Annotated in this window: 20 protein-coding genes; 14 read left to right on the top strand and 6 right to left on the bottom strand. The window is 59.3% G+C overall.

From position 1 onward, the window contains the following. The first annotated feature begins 63 nt into the window (after nt 1–63). From pnuC to KW846_RS07010, 8 genes are all read left to right on the top strand, one after another. On the top strand, nt 64–627 hold the full coding sequence (gene pnuC / locus KW846_RS06975) for a nicotinamide riboside transporter PnuC (RefSeq protein WP_218481743.1): 564 nt from the start codon (nt 64–66) through the stop codon (nt 625–627). Further along, nucleotides 624–1,148, top strand: a complete 525-nt coding sequence (locus KW846_RS06980; protein ID WP_218481744.1) for an AAA family ATPase — start codon at nt 624–626, stop codon at nt 1,146–1,148. Before pnuC ends, KW846_RS06980 begins: the two co-directional genes overlap by 4 nt. 345 nt (nt 1,149–1,493) lie before the next feature. Then, the gene (locus KW846_RS06985; RefSeq protein WP_218481745.1) at nt 1,494–1,940 is read left to right on the top strand and encodes a hypothetical protein; all 447 of its coding nucleotides are present in this window, start codon (nt 1,494–1,496) and stop codon (nt 1,938–1,940) included. Nucleotide 1,941: 1 nt separating this feature from the next. After that, nucleotides 1,942–2,544, top strand: a complete 603-nt coding sequence (locus KW846_RS06990; RefSeq protein ID WP_218481746.1) for an adhesin — start codon at nt 1,942–1,944, stop codon at nt 2,542–2,544. A 64-nt stretch (nt 2,545–2,608) separates the two neighbouring features. Next, entirely contained in the window at nt 2,609–3,436 is an 828-nt protein-coding gene (locus KW846_RS06995) for a heme utilization protein (protein ID WP_218481747.1), read from the top strand. 61 nt (nt 3,437–3,497) lie between these two features. After that, on the top strand, nt 3,498–4,178 hold the full coding sequence (locus KW846_RS07000) for a C39 family peptidase (protein WP_218481748.1): 681 nt from the start codon (nt 3,498–3,500) through the stop codon (nt 4,176–4,178). A 26-nt stretch (nt 4,179–4,204) separates the two neighbouring features. Next, on the top strand, nt 4,205–5,014 hold the full coding sequence (locus KW846_RS07005; RefSeq protein ID WP_218481749.1) for a hypothetical protein: 810 nt from the start codon (nt 4,205–4,207) through the stop codon (nt 5,012–5,014). A gap of 45 nt (nt 5,015–5,059) precedes the next feature. Continuing rightward, nucleotides 5,060–6,367 (top strand): transporter, encoded by a 1,308-nt coding sequence (locus KW846_RS07010; protein WP_218481750.1) that lies wholly within the window; start codon nt 5,060–5,062, stop codon nt 6,365–6,367. A gap of 337 nt (nt 6,368–6,704) precedes the next feature. Here the strand turns inward: KW846_RS07010 and KW846_RS07015 are convergent, their stop codons facing one another. Next, nucleotides 6,705–8,030 carry a sigma-54 dependent transcriptional regulator gene (locus tag KW846_RS07015; protein WP_218481751.1) on the bottom strand — a complete coding sequence of 442 codons (1,326 nt, stop codon included), beginning with the start codon at nt 8,028–8,030 and terminating at the stop codon, nt 6,705–6,707. 342 nt (nt 8,031–8,372) lie between these two features. On the opposite strand from KW846_RS07015, the gene KW846_RS07020 reads away from it, so the two are divergent. From KW846_RS07020 to nhaB, 3 genes are all read left to right on the top strand, one after another. Next, nucleotides 8,373–8,639, top strand: a complete 267-nt coding sequence (locus tag KW846_RS07020; RefSeq protein WP_007970062.1) for a hypothetical protein — start codon at nt 8,373–8,375, stop codon at nt 8,637–8,639. Nucleotides 8,640–8,924: 285 nt separating this feature from the next. After that, complete coding sequence (locus KW846_RS07025) at nt 8,925–10,214, top strand: hypothetical protein (protein WP_218481752.1); 1,290 nt, start codon at nt 8,925–8,927, stop codon at nt 10,212–10,214. Between the two features lie 77 nt (nt 10,215–10,291). Continuing rightward, complete coding sequence (nhaB, locus tag KW846_RS07030) at nt 10,292–11,794, top strand: sodium/proton antiporter NhaB (RefSeq protein WP_218481753.1); 1,503 nt, start codon at nt 10,292–10,294, stop codon at nt 11,792–11,794. Nucleotides 11,795–11,893: 99 nt separating this feature from the next. On the opposite strand, the gene zwf is transcribed toward nhaB, so the two are convergent. After that, complete coding sequence (gene zwf / locus KW846_RS07035) at nt 11,894–13,408, bottom strand: glucose-6-phosphate dehydrogenase (RefSeq protein ID WP_218481754.1); 1,515 nt, start codon at nt 13,406–13,408, stop codon at nt 11,894–11,896. Beyond that, nucleotides 13,405–14,409, bottom strand: coding sequence for a phosphogluconate dehydrogenase (NAD(+)-dependent, decarboxylating) (gene gnd, locus KW846_RS07040; protein WP_371321732.1), 1,005 nt, complete (start codon nt 14,407–14,409; stop codon nt 13,405–13,407). Before gnd ends, zwf begins: the two co-directional genes overlap by 4 nt. Before the next feature lie 249 nt (nt 14,410–14,658). Here gnd and KW846_RS07045 point away from each other — a divergent pair, with 249 nt between their 5' ends. From KW846_RS07045 to KW846_RS07055, 3 genes are all read left to right on the top strand, one after another. After that, nucleotides 14,659–14,841, top strand: a complete 183-nt coding sequence (locus KW846_RS07045; RefSeq protein WP_007970071.1) for a DUF6026 family protein — start codon at nt 14,659–14,661, stop codon at nt 14,839–14,841. Nucleotides 14,842–15,040: 199 nt separating this feature from the next. Then, nucleotides 15,041–16,777, top strand: coding sequence for a phosphoethanolamine transferase CptA (locus KW846_RS07050; protein WP_218481756.1), 1,737 nt, complete (start codon nt 15,041–15,043; stop codon nt 16,775–16,777). Nucleotides 16,778–16,930: 153 nt separating this feature from the next. Further along, nucleotides 16,931–17,140, top strand: a complete 210-nt coding sequence (locus KW846_RS07055; RefSeq protein ID WP_007970116.1) for a hypothetical protein — start codon at nt 16,931–16,933, stop codon at nt 17,138–17,140. 359 nt (nt 17,141–17,499) lie between these two features. Here the strand turns inward: KW846_RS07055 and KW846_RS07060 are convergent, their stop codons facing one another. The 3 genes from KW846_RS07060 to zapE form a co-directional block, all read right to left on the bottom strand. After that, nucleotides 17,500–17,991 carry a GNAT family N-acetyltransferase gene (locus KW846_RS07060; RefSeq protein WP_015094987.1) on the bottom strand — a complete coding sequence of 164 codons (492 nt, stop codon included), beginning with the start codon at nt 17,989–17,991 and terminating at the stop codon, nt 17,500–17,502. A gap of 117 nt (nt 17,992–18,108) precedes the next feature. Further along, on the bottom strand, nt 18,109–18,690 hold the full coding sequence (locus KW846_RS07065) for a DinB family protein (protein ID WP_126045733.1): 582 nt from the start codon (nt 18,688–18,690) through the stop codon (nt 18,109–18,111). A gap of 15 nt (nt 18,691–18,705) precedes the next feature. Then, a complete protein-coding gene (gene zapE, locus KW846_RS07070) occupies nt 18,706–19,824 on the bottom strand; it encodes a cell division protein ZapE (protein WP_218481757.1) in 1,119 nt (372 codons plus the stop codon). Nucleotides 19,825–19,965: the final 141 nt, after the last annotated feature.

The raw sequence follows: 19,965 nt of genomic DNA on the forward strand, positions 1-19,965 counted from the left end.
CTATCAGACAAGTCCGATCGGCGGTTACAATCCGCCCCTCTTCGACTACCCCAAGGTATCTCCATGTCCGGGCTTGAACTGTTTGCCGCCGCCCTCGGTGTCATTGCCGTCTGGCTGACGGTCAAACAGAACCCCTGGTGCTGGCCTATCGGCCTGGTCATGGTGCTGCTCTACAGCTGGATCTTTTTTGAAGTGAAGCTGTATTCCGACATGCTGCTGCAAGTCGTCTATGCCGCCTTGCAGCTTTACGGCTGGTGGCAGTGGACACGGGGTGGCGACACGACCCATGGCCGCGAAGTCAGTCGCCTCGATGCTCGAACCCTGGTGTTGAGTCTGGCCATCGGTGCAGTCGGCAGTCTGTTGCTGGGCGCGGCCATGGCCAACTGGACGGACGCGGCACAACCCTGGCTTGATGCGGCGCTGACCGGGTTCAGCCTGGTAGCGCAGGTCTGGATGGCGCAAAAACGTGTCCAGTGCTGGCCGTTGTGGATTGCTCTGGATGTGATATTCGTCGGGTTATTCGTCTATAAAGGCCTGTACCTGACCGCCACCCTGTACGGGTTGTTCGCCGTCATCGCCGTACAGGGCTGGCGCGAATGGCGTGCCGATCCGGCATTGCGCGCATGAAAGTCCTGGTCCTCACAGGCCCTGAATCCAGTGGTAAAAGCTGGCTGGCGACTGAGTTGCAACAGCGCTTTGGCGGGATGCTGGTTGATGAGTACGTGCGTCGGTTCATCGAGCAGAATCCTCGGGACACCACGTTGGCCGACATTACGCCCATCGCACGCGGTCAACTGGCATGGGAAGACCAGGCGCGGGTGCAACAGCCACCCTTGCTCATCCTCGACACGCACCTGCTGAGCAATATTCTCTGGAGCCAGACCCTGTTCGGCGATTGCCCCGCCTGGATTGAACAAGCACTACTGGCCCGGCATTACGACTTGCACCTGCTGCTGTCACCGGAGCACGTCGAGTGGACGGATGACGGCCAGCGTTGCCAGCCCCGATTGAGTGAGCGCCAGGCATTTTTCGAACAGACCCTGGCCTGGCTTGAACGCCACGCACAACCGGTTCATGTGCTGCACGGAGATTGGACAGAACGCCGAATCCAGGCACTGAACGCCGTGACCCGATTGCTCGGCGCCTGACCGGCGTTTGGGGCATTTCCCCCATCTTGCCCCTGCTGAGGGGGGGAAGTGTCCGATCCTGAAACACCCTCCCTGCCTGAAACCACCCATTTCAACGCTCCTCCTCGTTTGCTCACCGCAGGTGTTAGGACATTGTTACAACAACGCTAGAACCCTTGTTCCAGAGGGGTTGGTCCGCAATTACGGGCTGCCTGCTCAGGGTTTTGTCTCACCGTTGGTACACCCCCGACAAAAGGTTGCCGATCCAAGTCTGTAAGCCATTGAATCAACTCGATATTCAAAAGGCGGCACAGCTTTCGCTCTATTCATCACACGGCTGACCGGGGCCAGCTTACAAATGAAGGAATGAATGTCGTGGAGATATTCAAAAAAAAAGGCTTGATGTGCCTCCTGCTGATCGTGAGCGCTGCCGGCACTGTTCTCAGTTTCACCGTTCAAGCCGAAGGCAACGGTGTCATCGTGCTTGATCGTACCGTTCACTCAACGCTCATCGGTCGCGGCGGCGGCAGGGATCCGAACCCGGCCACCATCAGTGCCAACCCTTCTGCCCGCGTCACCGGCGAACTCAGCGACGCCGATATCGCCGGGGTAACCACCGGAACGACCCCTCATAACAGCTTCGGGCAAAACCCGGGCGGCATGCAAGGCCTGAATGTCATCACCAACCCCAACGGTTTACCAGGCATGTCCGTCGGCCACGGTGGTGGCAGTGGCGGCGCCATTTCCGGAACCATCAACCGCGCCATGAGCACCGGCCTCGGCTCACTGGGCAGAATGGCGGGAGGTCAATGAGATGGATCGCTCCCTTTTTTTACCTGCCCTTTTACCTGCCCTGTTGCTTGCCCTGCTCGGCGGCACCAGCGCGATGGCCGATTCGGGCGTCAGTTCGGTGAACAACGCCACCCTCCTGGATTCCGGTACCCAATACCGAGGCAACTTCAGCGTCAACCAGGCGGCGGGTGATCAACAGCAGCAGGCCAACGTCCGCGCGATCGCCATTGGTGCCCAAGCCGGTGCAACCACCAGCGTCAGGCAGAGCATCACCACGCCCGCCAATCCGTCGATGGATGCGACGGCCACTATCGGCGGCACCTCTTTCAGTCATGGCAACGGCGTACTGGGCGTCAACCAGAGTGCCGGGGCGAACAACCAGATGGCCAATGCCCTGCGCATCAGCATCGGCGCTGCACCGCAAGCCATCGACGACAGTGCTCTTTCTCAACAGAACGTGGCGTTGCTACCGAACTCGGGAGCAGATGGCAGCCCAATCGGCAGTCGCCAGGTCGTGACAAGCGACCAGGCCTTCACCGGCAGCCGGGGCGTGATCCAGGTGAACCAGAGTGCCGGGGTGGGGAACCGAATGGCTAACACCCTGAGTATCCGGGTCTCTGACTGACCCCGATACAGCGCGAATGGGGAAGTACCAACACTTGAACTACCAATGAGCACGGAGAATCACCATGAACCCGACAACTGCTCTCAAACCACTGGCTTTCGCCCTGGCAGCAGTGATGGCATTCGCAGCCCAGGCTGATCCCGTGCAGGGAAATGGACAGGGCAGCAACCAACAGTCCAATGGCCCGTCGCTGGATCAGATTCTGCAGATTAGCTCAGGCGCCGGGGCCGCCGTGCTGGACTCGCAGGAAAGCAGTGACAGCGGGGTAGTGAACCGGGGCACCCAAAACGACGCCAAAATCGATAACTCCCTGAACAACTCCAACGGCAACATGGGCGCCAACGTTGCAGCCGGTAACGGCAACCAGCAAGACAACGCCGCCGCCCTTGCCACGGCGGACGAAGCCTTCATCTTCGGCTCCGCCGTCACCGTCTCCAGCGCGACTCAGAGGAGCACCGGCAACACCGCCAGGAACCACTCCAACACCAACAACACAACGCTCAATAACGCTGGCAACAGCGGTTCCGGCAACATCGGCATCAACGTGACCACCGGCGACTTCAACCAACAGAAAAACAACCTGGCGATTGCCGTTTCCGGCGGCCGTGTAGCAGTTGCCGCCGCGGCGGCCAACCAAAGCACGTCCGGGCTGAAAGTCACCAACAACGCCAGGCCTGAGTTCGTACCCGTAGGTGTACTCGGTCTGTCCGGCATAACCACTCAACAAGTGATGACGCCAGAAGGCTGGAGACCCCCTGTAACCAACAATGCTTCGATCACGGGCTCGATGAACAACTTCTCAGGCAACGGCGGAGCCAACGTATCGTCCGGCGTCGGCAACCAGCAAAGCAACTCGCTGTCGATCGCCGCAGGCTGCAAATCATGCCCATAATCGCGACCGCCATGAAAGCCTCGGCGACGACGCTTTTCCTCGGTCTGAAGGCGTATCGTCCATGCGTAAGACGGCCCTTTTCGCCCTGCTCTGCCTGTCTGGCCTGACCCAGGCTGCACAGATGCCGGTTGCCGCCCTGCCGGGCGGCGTGCTGGTGTACAAGCACGTACAGAGTTTGCGTGAGCGCAAGTTCAGCGACATCGTCGAACAGAAAACCGACTTCAGCTGCGGCGCCGCCGCGCTGGCAACGATACTGCGCCAGGCCTATTGGCTCGACGTCGATGAGGAGCACATCATCAAGGGCATGCTGGTCTTCGCCGACCAGGACCTGGTCCGTACCCAGGGTTTTTCCATGCTGGACATGAAGCGCTACATAGAAAGCATCGGCATGCGCGCCCGGGGCTACAAGATCCCGCCTGAAAGACTCGATGCCGTGACGATTCCGGTAGTAGTACTGATGGAAATTCGCGGCTACAAGCACTTCGTGGTGTTGCAGCGGGCGGACAAGAACTGGGTGTACATCGGCGACCCGGTGCTCGGTCACAAACGCTACACCCATGACGACTTTGTCAAAGGCTGGAATGGCATTGTCTTCGCTATCATCGGTCCCGGTTATGACAAAACCAATGCTTTACGCAGTCCACCGGAACCGCTGACTGCCAAGAACAAGATGGATAATTTCAACCCGGTCAAAGATGCCGAATTGATGGATTTCGGTTTCATACAGAGCGACTTCTTTTAATCGCCAACAAGATGACAGGGGGCAGGATGCTCCGGGAGCAGCAAATGAAAACCTCGTATTGGGTGGTCACTGCCTGTCTGGCAGCGACCACTTCAGGTTTTGCTGATGAGTTCAGACCCATCGAAATCAAGGACCAGGAACTGGCCGAGTTGCGTGGCCGGTATGTGATGCCGGGGCGGATCATCAGCTTCGGCGTTGTCATGAGCAGTACCTGGCGCAACGCCAGTGGTGATCTGATCGGGGCGACCACCTCGATGCGTCTTCAGGCCGAAACGGTCAAGCCCGAGTTCTATGTTTCAACCTTCAATCACAGTGGTAAAGGCAGTTCGCCCAACTCAGGTACCGGTTCGAGCCACGGCTCAGGCACCGTTTCGGGCACCGCCCCGGGCACCGGTAACGTAACGGGTGGTGCGGGACTGAGCACCTCCCAGGGCGTCACCCAGGTCACACGAGCCGCTGGCGATGGCAACAGTGCAAACAACAAGATCGCCATCAACGTCAAAGAGGCCAGCACGGCCCCTGCGCCGGTGCCGAGCCGTGGCCAGGCGCTGATAGCCGGTCAAACCATCACCGGCAGCAATGCTGCGGGCAGTGTCGCCGTGTCCGCGACCGGCGGCGGCGTTCAGGTGGCCATTACCGCCAACAACAACCAAGGCTCAAGCCTGCAACAAGTCGCCCAGGGCGGGTTACTGCAAGACACCCGGTTGCTGGGCAACAGCAATGTGGTCAACAACATGACGCGACTCAACGTCGTGCTCGACAATAAAAGCCCGAGTGCTGGTGCATTGGGCTACAACCTGAACCAACTCACTGCATTACGGACCTTGGGGTATTGAACTACGCTGAACCACGACCATTGGGCACAAATGGACGGTTTTTTCATGTACCGATCGGTATCAATGCGTACAGTTATATGCTTGTGCACTCTACTGCCGGCGGCGTTGGTGCAGGCAGCACCAGACCCGGAACTGGAGGCTCTCAAACGAGAGCTTCTGGAGTTGAAACAACGATACGAAGTCCAGCAAAAAGCCCTGGCGGTTCTCGAACAACGGGTCCGCCAGGTCGAAGAGCAGCCCGCTCCCCCCCCTCCCAAACGCCTGGCCAAGTCGCCAGCGGACCTGAAGGGCAATCCAAACGTCGCCACCGGCACCGGTGCCGCGGCGGCTTCAGGGGGTGCCGCCGGGGGCAGCGGCAGCTCGTATGGACAATCGCTGGCCGATGACTCACAACCGGCGCAAAGCGTTTCAAACCTTTATGACGAGGCCAGCGGGTTCTTCGGCGGTGGCAAGTTCAGCGTCGAAACCGGGATAACCTACTCCCGGTACGATACCCGCCAACTGGTCCTCAACGGTTTTCTCGCCCTGGACTCGATCTTTCTCGGTGCCATCAACCTGGACCGGATCAAGGCCGACACCTGGACGCTGGACCTCACCGGCCGCTACAACTTCAACAATCGCTGGCAGTTCGACCTGAACGTGCCGGTGGTTTACCGTCAGTCCACGTACCAGTCCGGTGGTGGCAATAACGGCGCCGCCAACGTCACGACTGAAGACACCGTCAAGGAAGACCCGGCCATTGGCGACGTCAACTTCGGTATCGCCTACAAATTCCTCGACGAGTCGGCCAACACGCCGGATGCCGTGCTGACCTTGCGCGTCAAGGCACCGACCGGCAAAGACCCGTTCGGCATCAAGCTGGTCCGGGTGGACGCCAACTCCAACCTGGCCGTGCCTGAATCCTTGCCTACCGGCAACGGCGTCTGGTCGATCACGCCGGGGATCTCTCTGGTCAAGACGTTCGATCCGGCAGTGCTGTTCGGCAGCCTTTCGTACACGCACAACCTGGAAGAGTCTTTCGACGACATCAGCTCCAACCCGGTGCTCAAGACGCCGGGCAAAGTTCGCATTGGCGACAGTTTCCAGATTGGCGCCGGCATTGCGTTCGCCTTGAACGAAAAGATGAGCATGTCGTTCTCGGTCTCTGACCTGGTGCAACGCAAAAGCCAGCTCAAGGAAGATGGCGGGGATTGGCAATCGGTGGTGTCCAGCGATGCCAACGCCGGTTACTTCAACATCGGCATGACCATTGCAGCCACCGACAACTTGACCATCGTACCCAACCTGTCCATTGGCATGACGGACGACGCCCCGGACTTCCAGTTCAGCCTGAAATTCCCTTACTACTTCTGACCCGGCTCTTCACGCAAGCCTGCTGGCGATGGACTCCAGTGCGCCACGCTAATCCAGTCCACCCGCGTTATCGTTAACGACCATCGCTGGCAAGCCAGCTCCCACAGAGGACCATGCCCACGCTGAACCTGTAGGAGCCAGCCTGCTGGCGATGGACTCCGGTGCGCCGCGATCATCCAGATCACCCGCGTTATCGTTAACGACCATCGCTGGCAGGCCAGCTCCCACACAGGCCATGCCCACGCTGAAACTGTAGGAGCCAGCTCGCTGGCGATGGACTCAAGCGCGCCGCGTCCGCAATTTTTATTGCAGCGGTCTTTTTGTTTGAAGCGGGAATTCAACGAATCTGATGCTTGTGCAACAACCGGTAGAACGTCGGACGCGACACGCCCAATACTTTGGCGGCGACACTCAGGTTATCGCTGTGGCGGTTCAATACATCGCACAACGCCTGCCGTTCGGCCCGGGTCTTGTATTCTTCGAGGGTGCCCATCGGCGCGGCAATCGCGTGTTGACTGATCAACCCCAGGTCGCGGGCCTCGATCTGCCGGCCTTCGGCCAATACCAATCCACGACGAACGCGATTGGCCAGCTCACGAACATTGCCAGGCCAGTCGTGTTTGCCCATGGCAATCAAGGCATCTTCGCTGAAACTGCGGGGGCGACGTCCGGTTTCACGGCTGTAGAAATGGGAGAAGTGATTGGCCAGCATCGACAAGTCGCCATAGCGCTCGCGCAGCGGAACGGTCACCACTTGCAGTACGTTCAGGCGGTAATACAAGTCTTCGCGAAAGCGTTTCTTCGCAATAGCCGCTTCAAGGTCGACATTCGTCGCCGCCAGCACCCGCACATCGACCGGAATCGGCTGACTGCCGCCCACCCGCTCGATGTGTTTTTCCTGGAGGAACCGCAGCAGATTGGCCTGTAACTCCAGTGGCAGGTCACCGATCTCGTCGAGAAACAGGGTGCCACCGTTTGCGGCTTCTATTCGTCCGACCTTGCGTTGATGTGCACCGGTAAATGCGCCTTTCTCATGGCCGAACAACTCGGACTGGATCAAGTGTTCGGGAATCGCACCACAATTGATTGCGATGAAGGGTTTGCTGTGACGCTGGGACAGACGATGCAGTGTTCGTGCGACCAATTCCTTGCCAGTGCCGCTTTCACCGCGAATCAATACCGGAGATTCGGTCGGAGCCAGTTTGCTCAAGAGTTTTCGCAGTTCACGCACAGGTTTGCTGTCGCCGAGCAATTCGTGCTCGGGCTGGTCGACATGCACCGTACCCTGCCCGCGCAACCGCACCATGCCGAATGCCCGACCCAGCGTAACCTGCACCCTGGACACATCGAACGGCAAGGTATGAAAGTCAAAGAACCACTCACAGACAAAGTCGCCGACATTTTTCAGTCGCAGCACTTCCTGATTGAGTACGGCTATCCACTCTGCCCCACTGCGGCCGATCAATTCCTTGACGGGCTCCGGGTGCTCAAGGTGATACGGCTGCAGGCGTATCAAGCCCACGTCACAGGTTCGGTCAGCGGCGTGCTCCAGCGTGCAGCTGTCAACATCCCAACCGATAGCGCGCAATCCAGGGAGCAGACGATAGCAATCGTCACAGGGGTCCACCACTAATAGACGTCGTGAAGCTGGCACATCGCTCATGACTGTTCCTTGGCGCCAAAAATTAGAAAATTTATTAAAAACAATCATTTGGCGGACCTGACTGTAACATTAGCAAGAACTTGACAGCTCCTTGTACCGTTTGACTATAGGATTGCGATACATCCAGTTATAAGAAGCGACTTTGATAGTTACCTAACGACTCTTTCCTTTCATTCAGCTTTCAATGCCGGGTTCATTCTTGAGCCAATGAAATAAAGTCGAAATTTCTTTTGATTGTGTGTGACCCGGACCCCGGTTGCGGGCATCAGTACAAGTAACCAGCCGAACGGTAAGCCCAACCGACGGCACATCACTTGATTGGGCACACAGAGAGAAGACCCTATGAACGCCCCGCTCCGTATCAACGAAGCACTTTTGATTGCCGACCGTGCATTTAAACCATTCAAATGCGTGGCCTGGGCTCCACAAGACGGTAATGGCGAACTCAGCCTGACCGTTATCGACCGCACCAGTACCAGCATCGGCCGCAAGCAGATCCCAAGCAGCGCTTATTCCGATCCCGCACAACTCGAACTGCTGCTGGAACAGGCCCGCGCCGAATTGAGCGAGGAAGGTTACACACTGCAGTCGTGGTCGATGCCGCACTAATCGTTTTGCGGATTACCCCGGGGTAATCCGCGCCCTTCCCCTTCTTTTAGTTGGGCTGATCGTTCTCGCCCATACGCACTCATTGCACTGTTAGTTTGAACTTTTGTGCGCCTGATACTTTGCAGGCTTGCCAATGGTTCGAAAAGACACTGTTGTGGCACACAACGACTCTCCGTCTGTTAGTTCATACCGTTGTGCATCTCCCCATTCAGGGATTGAATATTCTTCTTATAAAGTCGCCACCCAAACTTCTGGATCAGGACGACTCGCAAGGAGATGCGGTTCATGTCAATCCAGTCCGCCATTGCCTGCTCCACCGTCCGGAACACTGCCGGCACTCTCGATACGACGTTTGCAGGCAACGGCAAAACCCAGGTGTATTTCGCCGACAGCCTCTCCGGCATGGCCAACGACGTCGCAATCGATGCCCGGGGCCGTATGCTGGTGGCGGCAAAGGTCACCATGGCCGATGGCAGCCGCTTTGGCTTGGCCCGCTTGCTGGAGGATGGTTCGGCAGACCTTGCCTTCGGCAGGCAAGGCAGCGTCATCGGGCAATTCGAGCCCGGGTTCGAAGCCATGGGCGCCAAGGTTCTGCTCATGCCCGATGGCAATATCCTGTTGGCCGGCCTGCAATACGATAACGCACACCGCACGCTCCCGGGCCTGGCATTGTTCGACCAAGAGGGTCGCCTGGTTCGAAGCTTTGGCGACAATGGCCGCCGCGTCGTGCGATTGCCTGGCGGTCTGTCCCTCGGTGTGCGCGATATCTGGCTGCCTCCCGGTGTGCCGGGCGCTGAAGCCTGTGATGTGGGCGTACAGCGAGACGGCCGGATCCTCATACTGGCCAACCATCACTTCGAACTGGCCGATCACGTCGGCCTGTTGATACGGTTGGATGTCGAAGGCTCGCTGGACTGCTCGTTCAATGGCCGTGGCTTTGTGGTGGTCCGGCACCTGCTGATGAATACCTGGCTCAGCAGCCTGACAGTACAGAATGACGGCCGGGTTCTGGTGGGTGGATCGATCAACTTCCCTGAAGAAGGCTTGCTGGCGCGCTACCACGCCGACGGCCGCCTCGACGACAGCTTCGCCGTGGACGGATTTCTGACGTTCAAGGCGCAGGGGCATGGCGCCCAGGTCAGTCAGGTGGTCCAGCAAATCAATGGAGACGTCTTGTGTTTTGGTTGCAGTCGCGAGCCGATGCACTGCCTGACGTTCAAGATGCACAGCAACGGCCGCCCCGACAATCACTGCAACGGCGGCCAGCCGCAACGCCTGGTCATTGGCCACAACGGCTGCCAGTGGAATACCGCGCAGCTACAGCCCGATGGCGGTGTGCTCACGGCGGGCGCAACCATCGGCGGCATCGAAGCAGACTTCCTGGTCGGTCGATACCTGCCCAACGGCCGTCCCGATCAACGCTTTGGCAATGGCCGCGGCTATACGCGTACCCGCCTCGGCCCGAGCCTGGATACCGCCACCTGTGTCGCGGCGCAGGCCGATGGAAACATCGTCGTCGGCGGCTATTCACTGCATGGAAACTACAAGGCGGTCATCGCTCGCTATCAGGGGTAAGCACGTGCATTTTCCTGCGCTTGATCTTCTCACCCGCTTGCGGCAAGTTGCGCGCTTCTTAAAACAAGGAGCAGCCGATGTCCGGTTCAATGGCCCAAGCGTTCGCGCACAACTTTCTCGGGCATTCGCCCCGTTGGTACAAGGCCTGCATCGTCGGCTTTCTGATTCTCAATGCCCTGGTAATGTGGACCGCAGGTCCGGTGGCGGCCGGTTGGCTGCTGGTGCTGGAGTTCATCTTCACCCTGGCCATGGCGCTCAAGTGTTATCCGCTGATGCCCGGCGGCCTGTTGTTGGTCGAAGCCCTGCTGCTGAAGATGACCACGCCCCAGGCGCTGTATGACGAGTTGTTGCACAACTTCCCGGTGATCCTGCTGTTGATGTTCATGGTGGCCGGTATCTACTTCATGAAGGACTTGCTGCTGTACCTGTTCTCGCGCCTGCTGTTGGGGGTTCGTTCCAAGGCTACGCTGGCCCTGATGTTCTGCTTCCTGTCGGCCTTTCTGTCGGCGTTCCTCGATGCCTTGACCGTGACCGCCGTGATCATCAGTGCCGCCGTAGGCTTTTACTCGGTGTATCACCGCGTCGCCTCGGGTAACGACCCGCGCCAGGACAGCGAGTACAGCGACGACAAACACCTGCCGACCCTGCATCAAGGCGATCTCGAACAGTTCCGCGCCTTTCTGCGCAGCCTGCTGATGCACGGTGCCGTAGGCACCGCACTGGGCGGTGTGTGTACGCTGGTCGGCGAGCCGCAGAACCTGCTGATCGGCCATGAAATGGGTTGGCATTTCTCCGAATTCTTCACCAAGGTTGCGCCGGTATCCCTGCCGGTACTGGTTGCAGGCCTGGTGACATGCGTCCTGCTGGAAAAGCTGCGCTGGTTCGGATACGGCACTCTGCTGCCGGATAACGTCCGTGCGGTGCTGGCCAACTACGCCGCCGAAGACAAAGCCGAGCGCACCGCCCGCCAACGGGCCGCACTGCTGGTACAAGGCGTTGCCGCATTGATTCTGATTGCCGGGCTGGCGTTTCACATCGCCGAAGTGGGCTTGATCGGCTTGATGGTGATCGTCTTGATCACCGCGTTTACCGGCATCACCGACGAACACCGCCTTGGCACCGCGTTCAAGGACGCCATGCCGTTTACCGCCTTGCTGGTGGTGTTTTTCGCCGTGGTCGCGGTGATTCACGACCAGCAATTGTTCTCGCCGCTGATCCATTGGGTACTCGCGCTGCCGGCGGACCAACAACCGGGCATGCTGTTCATTGCCAACGGCCTGCTGTCAGCCATCAGTGACAACGTATTCGTCGCGACCATTTACATCACCGAAGTGAAGCGCGCCTTCATGGCGGGTGAGATGACCCGCGAACATTTCGAGACGCTGGCCATTGCAATCAACACCGGCACCAACCTGCCGAGCGTGGCGACGCCCAACGGCCAGGCGGCGTTCCTGTTCTTGCTGACCTCGGCGATCGCACCGCTGGTGCGCCTGTCTTACGGGCGGATGGTCTGGATGGCGTTGCCGTACACCGTGGTGATGGGGATATTGGGCTGGTATGCGGTGAGTTACTGGCTGTAACCCCCCAACCCTGTGGGAGCGAGCTTGCTCGCGATGGCGGCGGCACATTCACATCCAAGTGCCTGACAGACCGCTATCGCGAGCAAGCTCGCTCCCACATTATCCGAGGCGGTGCCAGACGCGACCGTCACGGGTGAGCAATTCTTCGCCGGCCTTCGGGCCGTTTTCCCCGGCGGCATAGCTCTGCACGCTGGCGTCCTGCTGCCAGGCATCGAGGAACGGCTGCACGGCGCGCCAGCCGTTTTCGATGTTGTCGGCGCGCTGGAACAACGTCTGATCGCCGGTCAGGCAATCGTAGATCAGGGTTTCGTAGCCCGTGGACGGCTGCATCTCGAAAAAGTCCTTGTAGGCAAACCCTAGCTCGATGTTGTCCATTTTCAGGGCCTGACCGGGACGTTTGGCCAACAGGTCGAACCACATGCCTTCGTTCGGCTGGATCTGAATGCGCAAATAAGTCGGCTGCAGCTCATCGACCTCGGTATCGCGAAACTGCGCATAGGGCGCCGGCTTGAAACAGATGACGATCTCGGTGTCACGCACGCTCATTCGCTTGCCGGTGCGCAGGTAGAACGGCACCCCGACCCAGCGCCAGTTATCGATCATGACCTTGAGGGCCACATAGGTTTCGGTATTGCTGTCGGGTGCGACCTTCTCTTCCTGGCGATAGCCCGGCAGCGCCTTGCCGTCGATTTCACCCGCGGCGTATTGACCGCGTACCGAGTTGGCGCGGGCCTCCTCGACCGTCCAGGGCCTGATCGCGCCGACGACCTTGGCTTTCTCGCCGCGCACCGCATCGGCGCCAAACGCGGCGGGAGGTTCCATCGCCACCATCGCCAGCAACTGGAACAGGTGATTGGGCACCATGTCGCGTAGCGCGCCCGTGTGCTCATAAAAACTGCCACGGGTTTCCACGCCGACGGTTTCAGCGGCGGTGATCTGCACGTGATCGATGTAGTGATTGTTCCAGAACGCTTCGAACAGGCTGTTGGAGAACCGGCTGACCAGAATGTTCTGTACGGTCTCCTTGCCCAGATAGTGATCGATCCGGTAGATCTGCTTTTCCGTCATCACCTTGAGCAGGCAGGCATTCAAGGCCTCGGCCGTTTGCAGGTCGGAGCCGAAGGGCTTTTCGATCACCACCCTTCTGAAGGCCTCGGGGGTTTCTTCCAGCAAGCCGGCGGCACCGAGTCGGCGCGCCACCTCACTGAAGAAACGCGGCGCGGTGGCCAGGTAGAACACCGCATTGCCGGTTCCACTGTCGGCGATTTTCGCCGCCAGCGCTTGATAAGTGCTGTCGTCCAGGAAATCGCCCTGGACGTAGCTGATGCCTTTGGCAAGTTTGGACCAGACCACTGGATCAAGGGTGTGATCACCCTTGCCAGCCATCTCGTTTCGAATGAAGTCTTCGAGCTTTTGCGCAAAACCTTCATCGCTGATGGCGTTGTGGTCAACGCCGATGATCCGCAGTCCATCCCCGAGCAGCCCGTTGCGCTTGAGGTTATACAGCGCCGGCACCAACAGACGCTTGACCAGGTCACCATGGGCGCCAAACAGAAACAGCGTCGTCGCGGGTGCGGGCTCAGTCTTGGATTTCCTGCGGATCACGTGGGTCATTTTTTCGAGGTCTCCACATGACCGCCGAAGCCGAAGCGCTGGGCCGAGAGAACCTTGTCGCCAAAGGTACCCTGGCCGCGCGAGCGGTAGCGGGAAAACAGCGAGTTCGACAGCACCGGCACCGGCACCGCTTGCTCCATCGCCGCCTCAATGGTCCAGCGGCCTTCACCGCTGTCGGCCACCGACCCGGAGAAACCGTCGAGCTTCGGATCACTGGCCAGGGCGTCGGCCGTCAGATCGAGCAACCACGAGGACACCACGCTGCCACGACGCCAGACTTCGGCGATGTCGGCGACGTTCAGGTCGAAACGCTGGTCGGCTGGCAGGCTCTCGCTGTTTTTGGTTTGCAGGATGTCGAAGCCTTCGGCGAAAGCCTGCATCATTCCGTATTCGATGCCATTGTGGATCATCTTCACGAAATGCCCGGCGCCGGCGGGACCTGCGTGAATGTAGCCACGCTCGGCACGGTCGTCGTCGGACTTGCGGTCCTTGGTACGCGGGATGTCACCCATGCCCGGGGCCAGGGTTGCAAACAGCGGGTCGAGACGCTTAACGGTCGCGGCATCGCCGCCGATCATCATGCAGTAGCCACGTTCCAGGCCCCAGACGCCGCCGGATGTACCGACGTCGATGTAATGCAGGCCTTTTTCCGACAGGGTTTTGGCCCGGCGGATATCGTCCTTATAGAAGGTGTTGCCGCCGTCGATGATGGTGTCGCCGGCTTCGAGCAAGGTGCTCAGGGTGTCGATGGTCTCTTCGGTCGGTGCGCCTGCCGGCAGCATGACCCACACCGCACGCGGTTTGGCCAGGCCAGCGACCAGGGCCGGCAGATCGGCGACGCCGGTGGAGCCCTCAGCGGACAAGGCTTCGACAAAGGCGGTATTGCGGTCGTAAACAACGGTGGTGTGCCCGTTGAGCATCAGGCGCCGCGCAATATTGCCGCCCATGCGGCCCAGTCCAATAATCCCGAGTTGCATGTGCTGATGCTCCCTACTACAAATAAAATGTGTGTCAAAGGTTATAGCCCAACGCGACTCATGAGGTTAGTCCAGAGCGTTGGCGTGAAGTTTCCGGGCATTGTGCCCGATCCTGATGGATAACGTCGGGAATCAAGCCGAAGACACAACGACAATGAAAAATAAAAAAGTTCCCTTCGGGAGCAAAAGAAATCAAAATTGGCGCCGATAGTAGATCAGCCGTTGATTTCGACGCGGCTCTACAGTTGAGACACGCCATTTGCGAGGTGAGCAATGGGCACAGTACATACCGCACTGCCAGCACAAACCCTTTACGTCACTATCCGTCGCGATGAATTGCGTCAGTTGAAGGACGAACGCGATCAATTGAAACAGGAGCTGGCGCAGTTGCGACTGCTGCTGCAAACGGGTCAGACGCAGCCCCTGGCTGCGGTGCAACGCGCCCCACTCGCCTGATTCCCCCTTCTCTAGCGGGAGCAGTCTGCACTGCTTCCGCACCGGCTCATGCCCTGCCGCCTCCGGCAACTCACGAAATTTTCACAATTGTCTCACGATAATTACAAGTTCCAGGCCGCCCGGTTCCGTGCGGCCCTCGTTCGTCGTCCGCGATCTCCAAGTCCCGGCGGTGGTAGTGAATTCTCGGCTGGAGCGCTGAATGTCTTTGTTCGAACGCAGCAAAACGACTGCGGCAGGTTTTGATTGGGCCGGATTCGTCTGGCTGTTTGTATTCTTCTGGTACTTTTCCGGCATCACCCAACTACTGATCCAACTGACGGGCACCTCCGGGTTTACCGGATTCCGCCAGGCCTTCGTCATGAGCGCGATCTGGCTGGCACCGATGCTGCTGTTCCCCAAACAGACCCGTGTCATGGCCGCCGTCATCGGCGTTGTGCTGTGGGCGTGCTCCATGGCGAGCCTGGGCTACTTCTTCATTTACCAGCAGGAATTTTCCCAGAGCGTCATCTTCATCATGTTCGAGTCGAACGTGGCTGAAGCCGGTGAGTACATGACCCAGTACTTTGCCTGGTGGATGATCCCGGCGTTCCTGGCCCACACCGCATTTGCCTATTTCCTGTGGACTCGCCTGCGCCCGGTGTACCTGCCCCGTGGCAAGGCCATCGCGGCAGCGCTGGCCATTGTCGTGGCGGTGGTCGGTTATCCGCTGATCAAGCAAACCTTACGCACCGGCAGTTTCGCCGAAGGCTTCGACAAGTTCGAAACCCGCATCGAGCCGGCGGTGCCATGGCAGATGGCCGTGGCCTATCACCGTTACCTGGAAACCCTGGCCGGCATGCAGGACATGCTCAACAGCGCCAGCAGGATTCCACCGCTGCACAACCTCAAGGATGCCATGGTCAACACGCCTGCGACCCTGGTGCTGGTGATCGGCGAGTCCACCAACCGTCAGCGCATGAGCCTGTACGGTTACCCACGGCAAACCACGCCGGAACTGGACAAGCTCAAGGATCAGCTGGACGTTTTCGACAACGTCATCACCCCGCGCCCCTACACCATTGAAGCGCTGCAACAGGTCCTGACCTTCGCCGATGAAGAAAACCCGGACCTGTACCTGTCGACGCCATCGCTGGTCAGCATGATGAAACAGGCCGGTTACAAAACCTTCTGGATCACCAACCAACAGACCATGACCAAGCGCAACACCATGCTCACGACCTTCTCCGAACAGGCCGACGAACAGGTGTACCTGAACAACAACCGCAACCAGAACGCCGCGCAGTACGACGGCGACGTGATCGAGCCGTTCAACAAGGCCCTGGCCGACGCGGCGCCGCGCAAACTCATCGTCGTGCATCTGCTCGGCACGCACATGAGCTACCAGTACCGCTACCCACAGGCCTTCGACAAGTTCCAGGACCGCAACGGCGTTCCGGCCGGCGTACGTGACGATCAGGTGCCGACGTACAACAGCTATGACAATGCCGTGCTGTACAACGACTTCGTGGTGTCCAGCCTGATCAAGGACTACGCCAGAACTGATCCGAACGGCTTCCTGCTGTACCTCTCCGACCATGGCGAAGACGTGTTCGATTCCGCGGGTCACAGTACCCTGGGGCGCAACGAGAACAAGCCGACGGCTCCGATGTACACCATTCCGTTCATGGCCTGGGCTTCGCCGAAATGGCGGGCAAGCCATGACTGGAACCTCGCCGGCGATCTGTCGCGTCCTTACAGCAGCTCGCACCTGATCCACACCTGGGCCGATCTGGCAGGCCTGAGCTTCGACGAACTCGATCGCAGCAAGAGTGTGGTCAGCGACAGTTTCAAGCCCCGGCCATTGATGATCGGCAACCCCTATGAGCGCGAGCAGCGCGCGCTGATCGACTTCAGCCTGATGAAGCCGAAAACGTCACCCGCGGTCGTTCAGCAGTAATCCTTTCAGGGGCCGGTTCCGGCCCCTTTTTCATGGCAAGGCCAGCGGTGAAATCCATTCCCATTTAAGCGAATCGGCGGATAATGCCATTTCGACACTGCTTCATTGATTCATGGACGAAAGGCATCCGACAACTTTAGTGGGAGGCATACCATGAAACGCACCGCCGTGATCCTCGCCGGCCTGATGGCGTTGGGTTCGACCAGCGCATTCGCCGAAGGTGGAGCCGAACGCATGCGCTATTACTTCGAAAGTCTGCGACTGGCCCAGCAAGCAGCCCTCGGCCATCCGATCCCGAGCATCGGACTACGGGTGCCTGACGATCAAACCGCACAAATGACAGAAACCTACAGACCGAAATGATCCTCTGACTGCGGCTCTACCGTCGCAGAAGAACGTTTGGGCGTCCTGATGGACGCCCTTTTTTTGGGGGCTCACGCATTCCCGGGTAACTGTTGGAGCCAGCTCGCTGGCGATGGGCCCAAGTGCGCCGCGTTCATCCCGCTCACCCGCGTCATCGTTAACGACCATCGCAGGCTGCGCCAGCTCCTACATTGACCGCGTACACCCGTGATTAAAGGGCGTACGCCAATCCCGTAGGAGCTGCCGAAGGCTGCGATCTTTTGACGTTTGAAGATCAAAAGATCGCAGGCTACGCCAGCTCCTACAGGGAAACCGCACCCACGAGAAAAGTGAAAAACCCAAAAAAACGTTCTGTCGAGTTAGAGGCTCTTGGTCCAGAACAGCATGCGTCCATGGGCCGGGTCGAACATGCCGGCGGCGAAACCGGCTTTTTCATACGAGCCCTGCGCCACGGCATTGCCTTCCAGCACTTCCAGGGTGAGCTTGCAGCAGCCACGCTGACGCGCGATGTCCTCGACCTTTTGCAGCATCTTCTGGCTCAAGCCCAGGCCGCGAAATTTTTTTACCACCGACACGTCGTGCACATTGACCAACGGCCGGCAGGCAAAGGTCGAGAAGCCCTCGAAGCAGTTGACCAGCCCGGCCGGCTCGCCCCCGACAAAGGCCAGCACACTGAAAGCGTGGGGACGCCTGGCAAGCTCTGCCGGGAGTTGCTCCAGGACATGGGCCGGCAACGGCTGGCCGCCCCCCATCGGGTCCTCGGCGTAGTGGTTCAACACCAGACAAATAGCCTCGGCATGCACCGGATTGGTGTAACTGGCCTGAAGCACAAGAATTTCTGCGGAGTCCATTTCCATCCTCGATCACACATGAAGTAGCCCCCAGCCTGTATTTCACGCTGGAGTACCGGCGGACCATAGCGCGAGCACCCGGGTATCTACAATCACCACCGCGCAATTCTTTGGCGTTCAAACGCCCCAGATCAACGCTTCCGTCCACCCCAGCTCGGCAAAATCCTCGGCCCGCAAGTGTGACTCGCCGGAGCAGAAAAACTCGTCGAGTTGCGGCGGCTTGACCGTGGTGCCGCTGAGCATGGCGTGAACCTGCCCGCGATGATGGATCTGGTGTTCGAACAAATGGGACAGCAGGCGCAAACGGCTGTCGTGTTGCGGCGTGTCGCGGGCGATGGTCACGATTTTGCCTAGGCTGGCGTCACGCAGTTGCTCGCAGTAAGCGATCAATCGACGGTCGACATGGGCCTGTTCACGAACCAGGTCCGACGCGATGAGGCAGGGTTCGTCTTCCTTGAAAAACACCCGGCAATCGGGATGCGGATCATCGCCGCGCATTTCGCGCTCCAGCGCATCCACATAAAACCAGTCGCAGGTGAGGATGTGGTTGAGGGTCGCACGGATGCTGGGGAAGAAGCTGACCCGTGCGGCGATCAACTCCTGCGGGCTCAACTGCCTCCAGGCCTTGGCCAGTCGGTGGTTGGCCCAGGCATTCTGATAAGCCATGGTCAGCAGGTGGTGCGACAGGGGCTGATTCATGTGTGCTGCTCCCGATCAGACTTCGGCAAACCGTTGCAACTGCATTTCCTGTAATCGACTGAGGGTGCGGCGGAACGGGAATTCCAGATAACCCTCGGTGTAAAGTGCTGCCATCGGCACTTGCGCCTCAAGGTAAAGCGGCACCTTGCGGTCGTAGCACTCGTCCACCAGCGCGATGAAACGTCTTACGCCGTCGTCATGCACCGACAATTGCGGCAGCTCGCGGTCCCCCGCTTCCACCCGCTCGACACCGTCCTCGGTACCGCGGGCGATGCGCCCGGCACGTTTTTGCGCGCTGAGGTTGGGTACGTCCCCCAACAGAATAGCGCCGTAGGTATCGCACAGGGCGATGAAATCCATGGCCGCGAAGGGTTGCTCGCACAGCGCGGCATAGCGGGTCCAGAGTACGGTCGGGCTGGCCTTGACCACCTCCAGCGAGCGGTAACCGACCGGGACCGGCTCGCACGATTCCGACTGGCCGTCGCTCAACGCCTGGAACACCTCACCCAGCGCACCGGGCGTGCCCGGCTCGGACACCCAATAGCGCTGGGAAGCGGCCCCCGGATGCAGGCGATGGTCTTCCCCGCCATCCACCGCGATCACCTGCATGTGTTGCTTGATCGCGGCGATGGCGGGCATGAAACGGTCGCGATTGAAGCCGTCGGCGTACAACTGGTCCGGCGGCAGGTTGGAGGTGCAGACCACCACGACGCCCTGCTCGAACATCACCTGGAACAGGCGCCCGAGAATGATCGCGTCGCCGATGTCATTGACGAACAACTCGTCGAAACACAGCACGCGCACTTCTTCGGACAACTCACGGGCCAACGCCTTGAGCGGGTCGGCGGTGCCGGTCAGTTGAAACGAACGCTGGTGCACCCAGCCCATGAAGTGGTGAAAGTGCTGGCGCCGCGCCGGTACTCGCAGGCTTTGGTAGAACTGGTCCATCAACCAGGTCTTACCCCGCCCCACCGGCCCCCACAGGTACACGCCGGAAACGGCTGAGCGGCCTTCATGCAGCGCTTCGTGGCATTTTTGCAGCGCCCACACGGCATGCTCCTGGGCCTCGTCCTGGACGAAGCCCTTTTGCTCGATCGCGTGCTGCCAGGCGCTTAAGGGGGATTCGATAGTCATGGGCGGCAGTATGCCATTGCGCATTGATGTCGTGACCGGCGATCGGCGGTTTTGTGCAGGAAAGAAATGCACCTTGACGATTTAAATGATTGGCATCATATTTTATACATGTCATGCATCATCTATAAATCCTGTCGTCAT

The organism is Pseudomonas sp. PDM32 (genome assembly GCF_019219225.1).
In the GTDB taxonomy this organism is placed as follows: domain Bacteria; phylum Pseudomonadota; class Gammaproteobacteria; order Pseudomonadales; family Pseudomonadaceae; genus Aquipseudomonas; species Aquipseudomonas laurylsulfatiphila.

Coding starts and splice junctions, on each gene's coding strand:
- KW846_RS07000 (WP_218481748.1), top strand. CDS start 3,498: ATGCGTAAGACGGCCCTTTTCGCCCTGCTCTGCCTGTCTGGCCTGACC.
- KW846_RS07050 (WP_218481756.1), top strand. CDS start 15,041: ATGTCTTTGTTCGAACGCAGCAAAACGACTGCGGCAGGTTTTGATTGG.
- KW846_RS07010 (WP_218481750.1), top strand. CDS start 5,060: ATGTACCGATCGGTATCAATGCGTACAGTTATATGCTTGTGCACTCTA.
- KW846_RS07045 (WP_007970071.1), top strand. CDS start 14,659: ATGGGCACAGTACATACCGCACTGCCAGCACAAACCCTTTACGTCACT.
- KW846_RS07005 (WP_218481749.1), top strand. CDS start 4,205: ATGCTCCGGGAGCAGCAAATGAAAACCTCGTATTGGGTGGTCACTGCC.
- KW846_RS06980 (WP_218481744.1), top strand. CDS start 624: ATGAAAGTCCTGGTCCTCACAGGCCCTGAATCCAGTGGTAAAAGCTGG.
- KW846_RS07020 (WP_007970062.1), top strand. CDS start 8,373: ATGAACGCCCCGCTCCGTATCAACGAAGCACTTTTGATTGCCGACCGT.
- zapE (WP_218481757.1), bottom strand. CDS start 19,824: ATGACTATCGAATCCCCCTTAAGCGCCTGGCAGCACGCGATCGAGCAA.
- KW846_RS06995 (WP_218481747.1), top strand. CDS start 2,609: ATGAACCCGACAACTGCTCTCAAACCACTGGCTTTCGCCCTGGCAGCA.
- KW846_RS07055 (WP_007970116.1), top strand. CDS start 16,931: ATGAAACGCACCGCCGTGATCCTCGCCGGCCTGATGGCGTTGGGTTCG.
- KW846_RS07015 (WP_218481751.1), bottom strand. CDS start 8,030: ATGAGCGATGTGCCAGCTTCACGACGTCTATTAGTGGTGGACCCCTGT.
- KW846_RS07060 (WP_015094987.1), bottom strand. CDS start 17,991: ATGGACTCCGCAGAAATTCTTGTGCTTCAGGCCAGTTACACCAATCCG.
- KW846_RS06990 (WP_218481746.1), top strand. CDS start 1,942: ATGGATCGCTCCCTTTTTTTACCTGCCCTTTTACCTGCCCTGTTGCTT.
- KW846_RS07065 (WP_126045733.1), bottom strand. CDS start 18,690: ATGAATCAGCCCCTGTCGCACCACCTGCTGACCATGGCTTATCAGAAT.
- pnuC (WP_218481743.1), top strand. CDS start 64: ATGTCCGGGCTTGAACTGTTTGCCGCCGCCCTCGGTGTCATTGCCGTC.
- KW846_RS07025 (WP_218481752.1), top strand. CDS start 8,925: ATGTCAATCCAGTCCGCCATTGCCTGCTCCACCGTCCGGAACACTGCC.
- nhaB (WP_218481753.1), top strand. CDS start 10,292: ATGTCCGGTTCAATGGCCCAAGCGTTCGCGCACAACTTTCTCGGGCAT.
- zwf (WP_218481754.1), bottom strand. CDS start 13,408: ATGACCCACGTGATCCGCAGGAAATCCAAGACTGAGCCCGCACCCGCG.
- KW846_RS06985 (WP_218481745.1), top strand. CDS start 1,494: ATGAATGTCGTGGAGATATTCAAAAAAAAAGGCTTGATGTGCCTCCTG.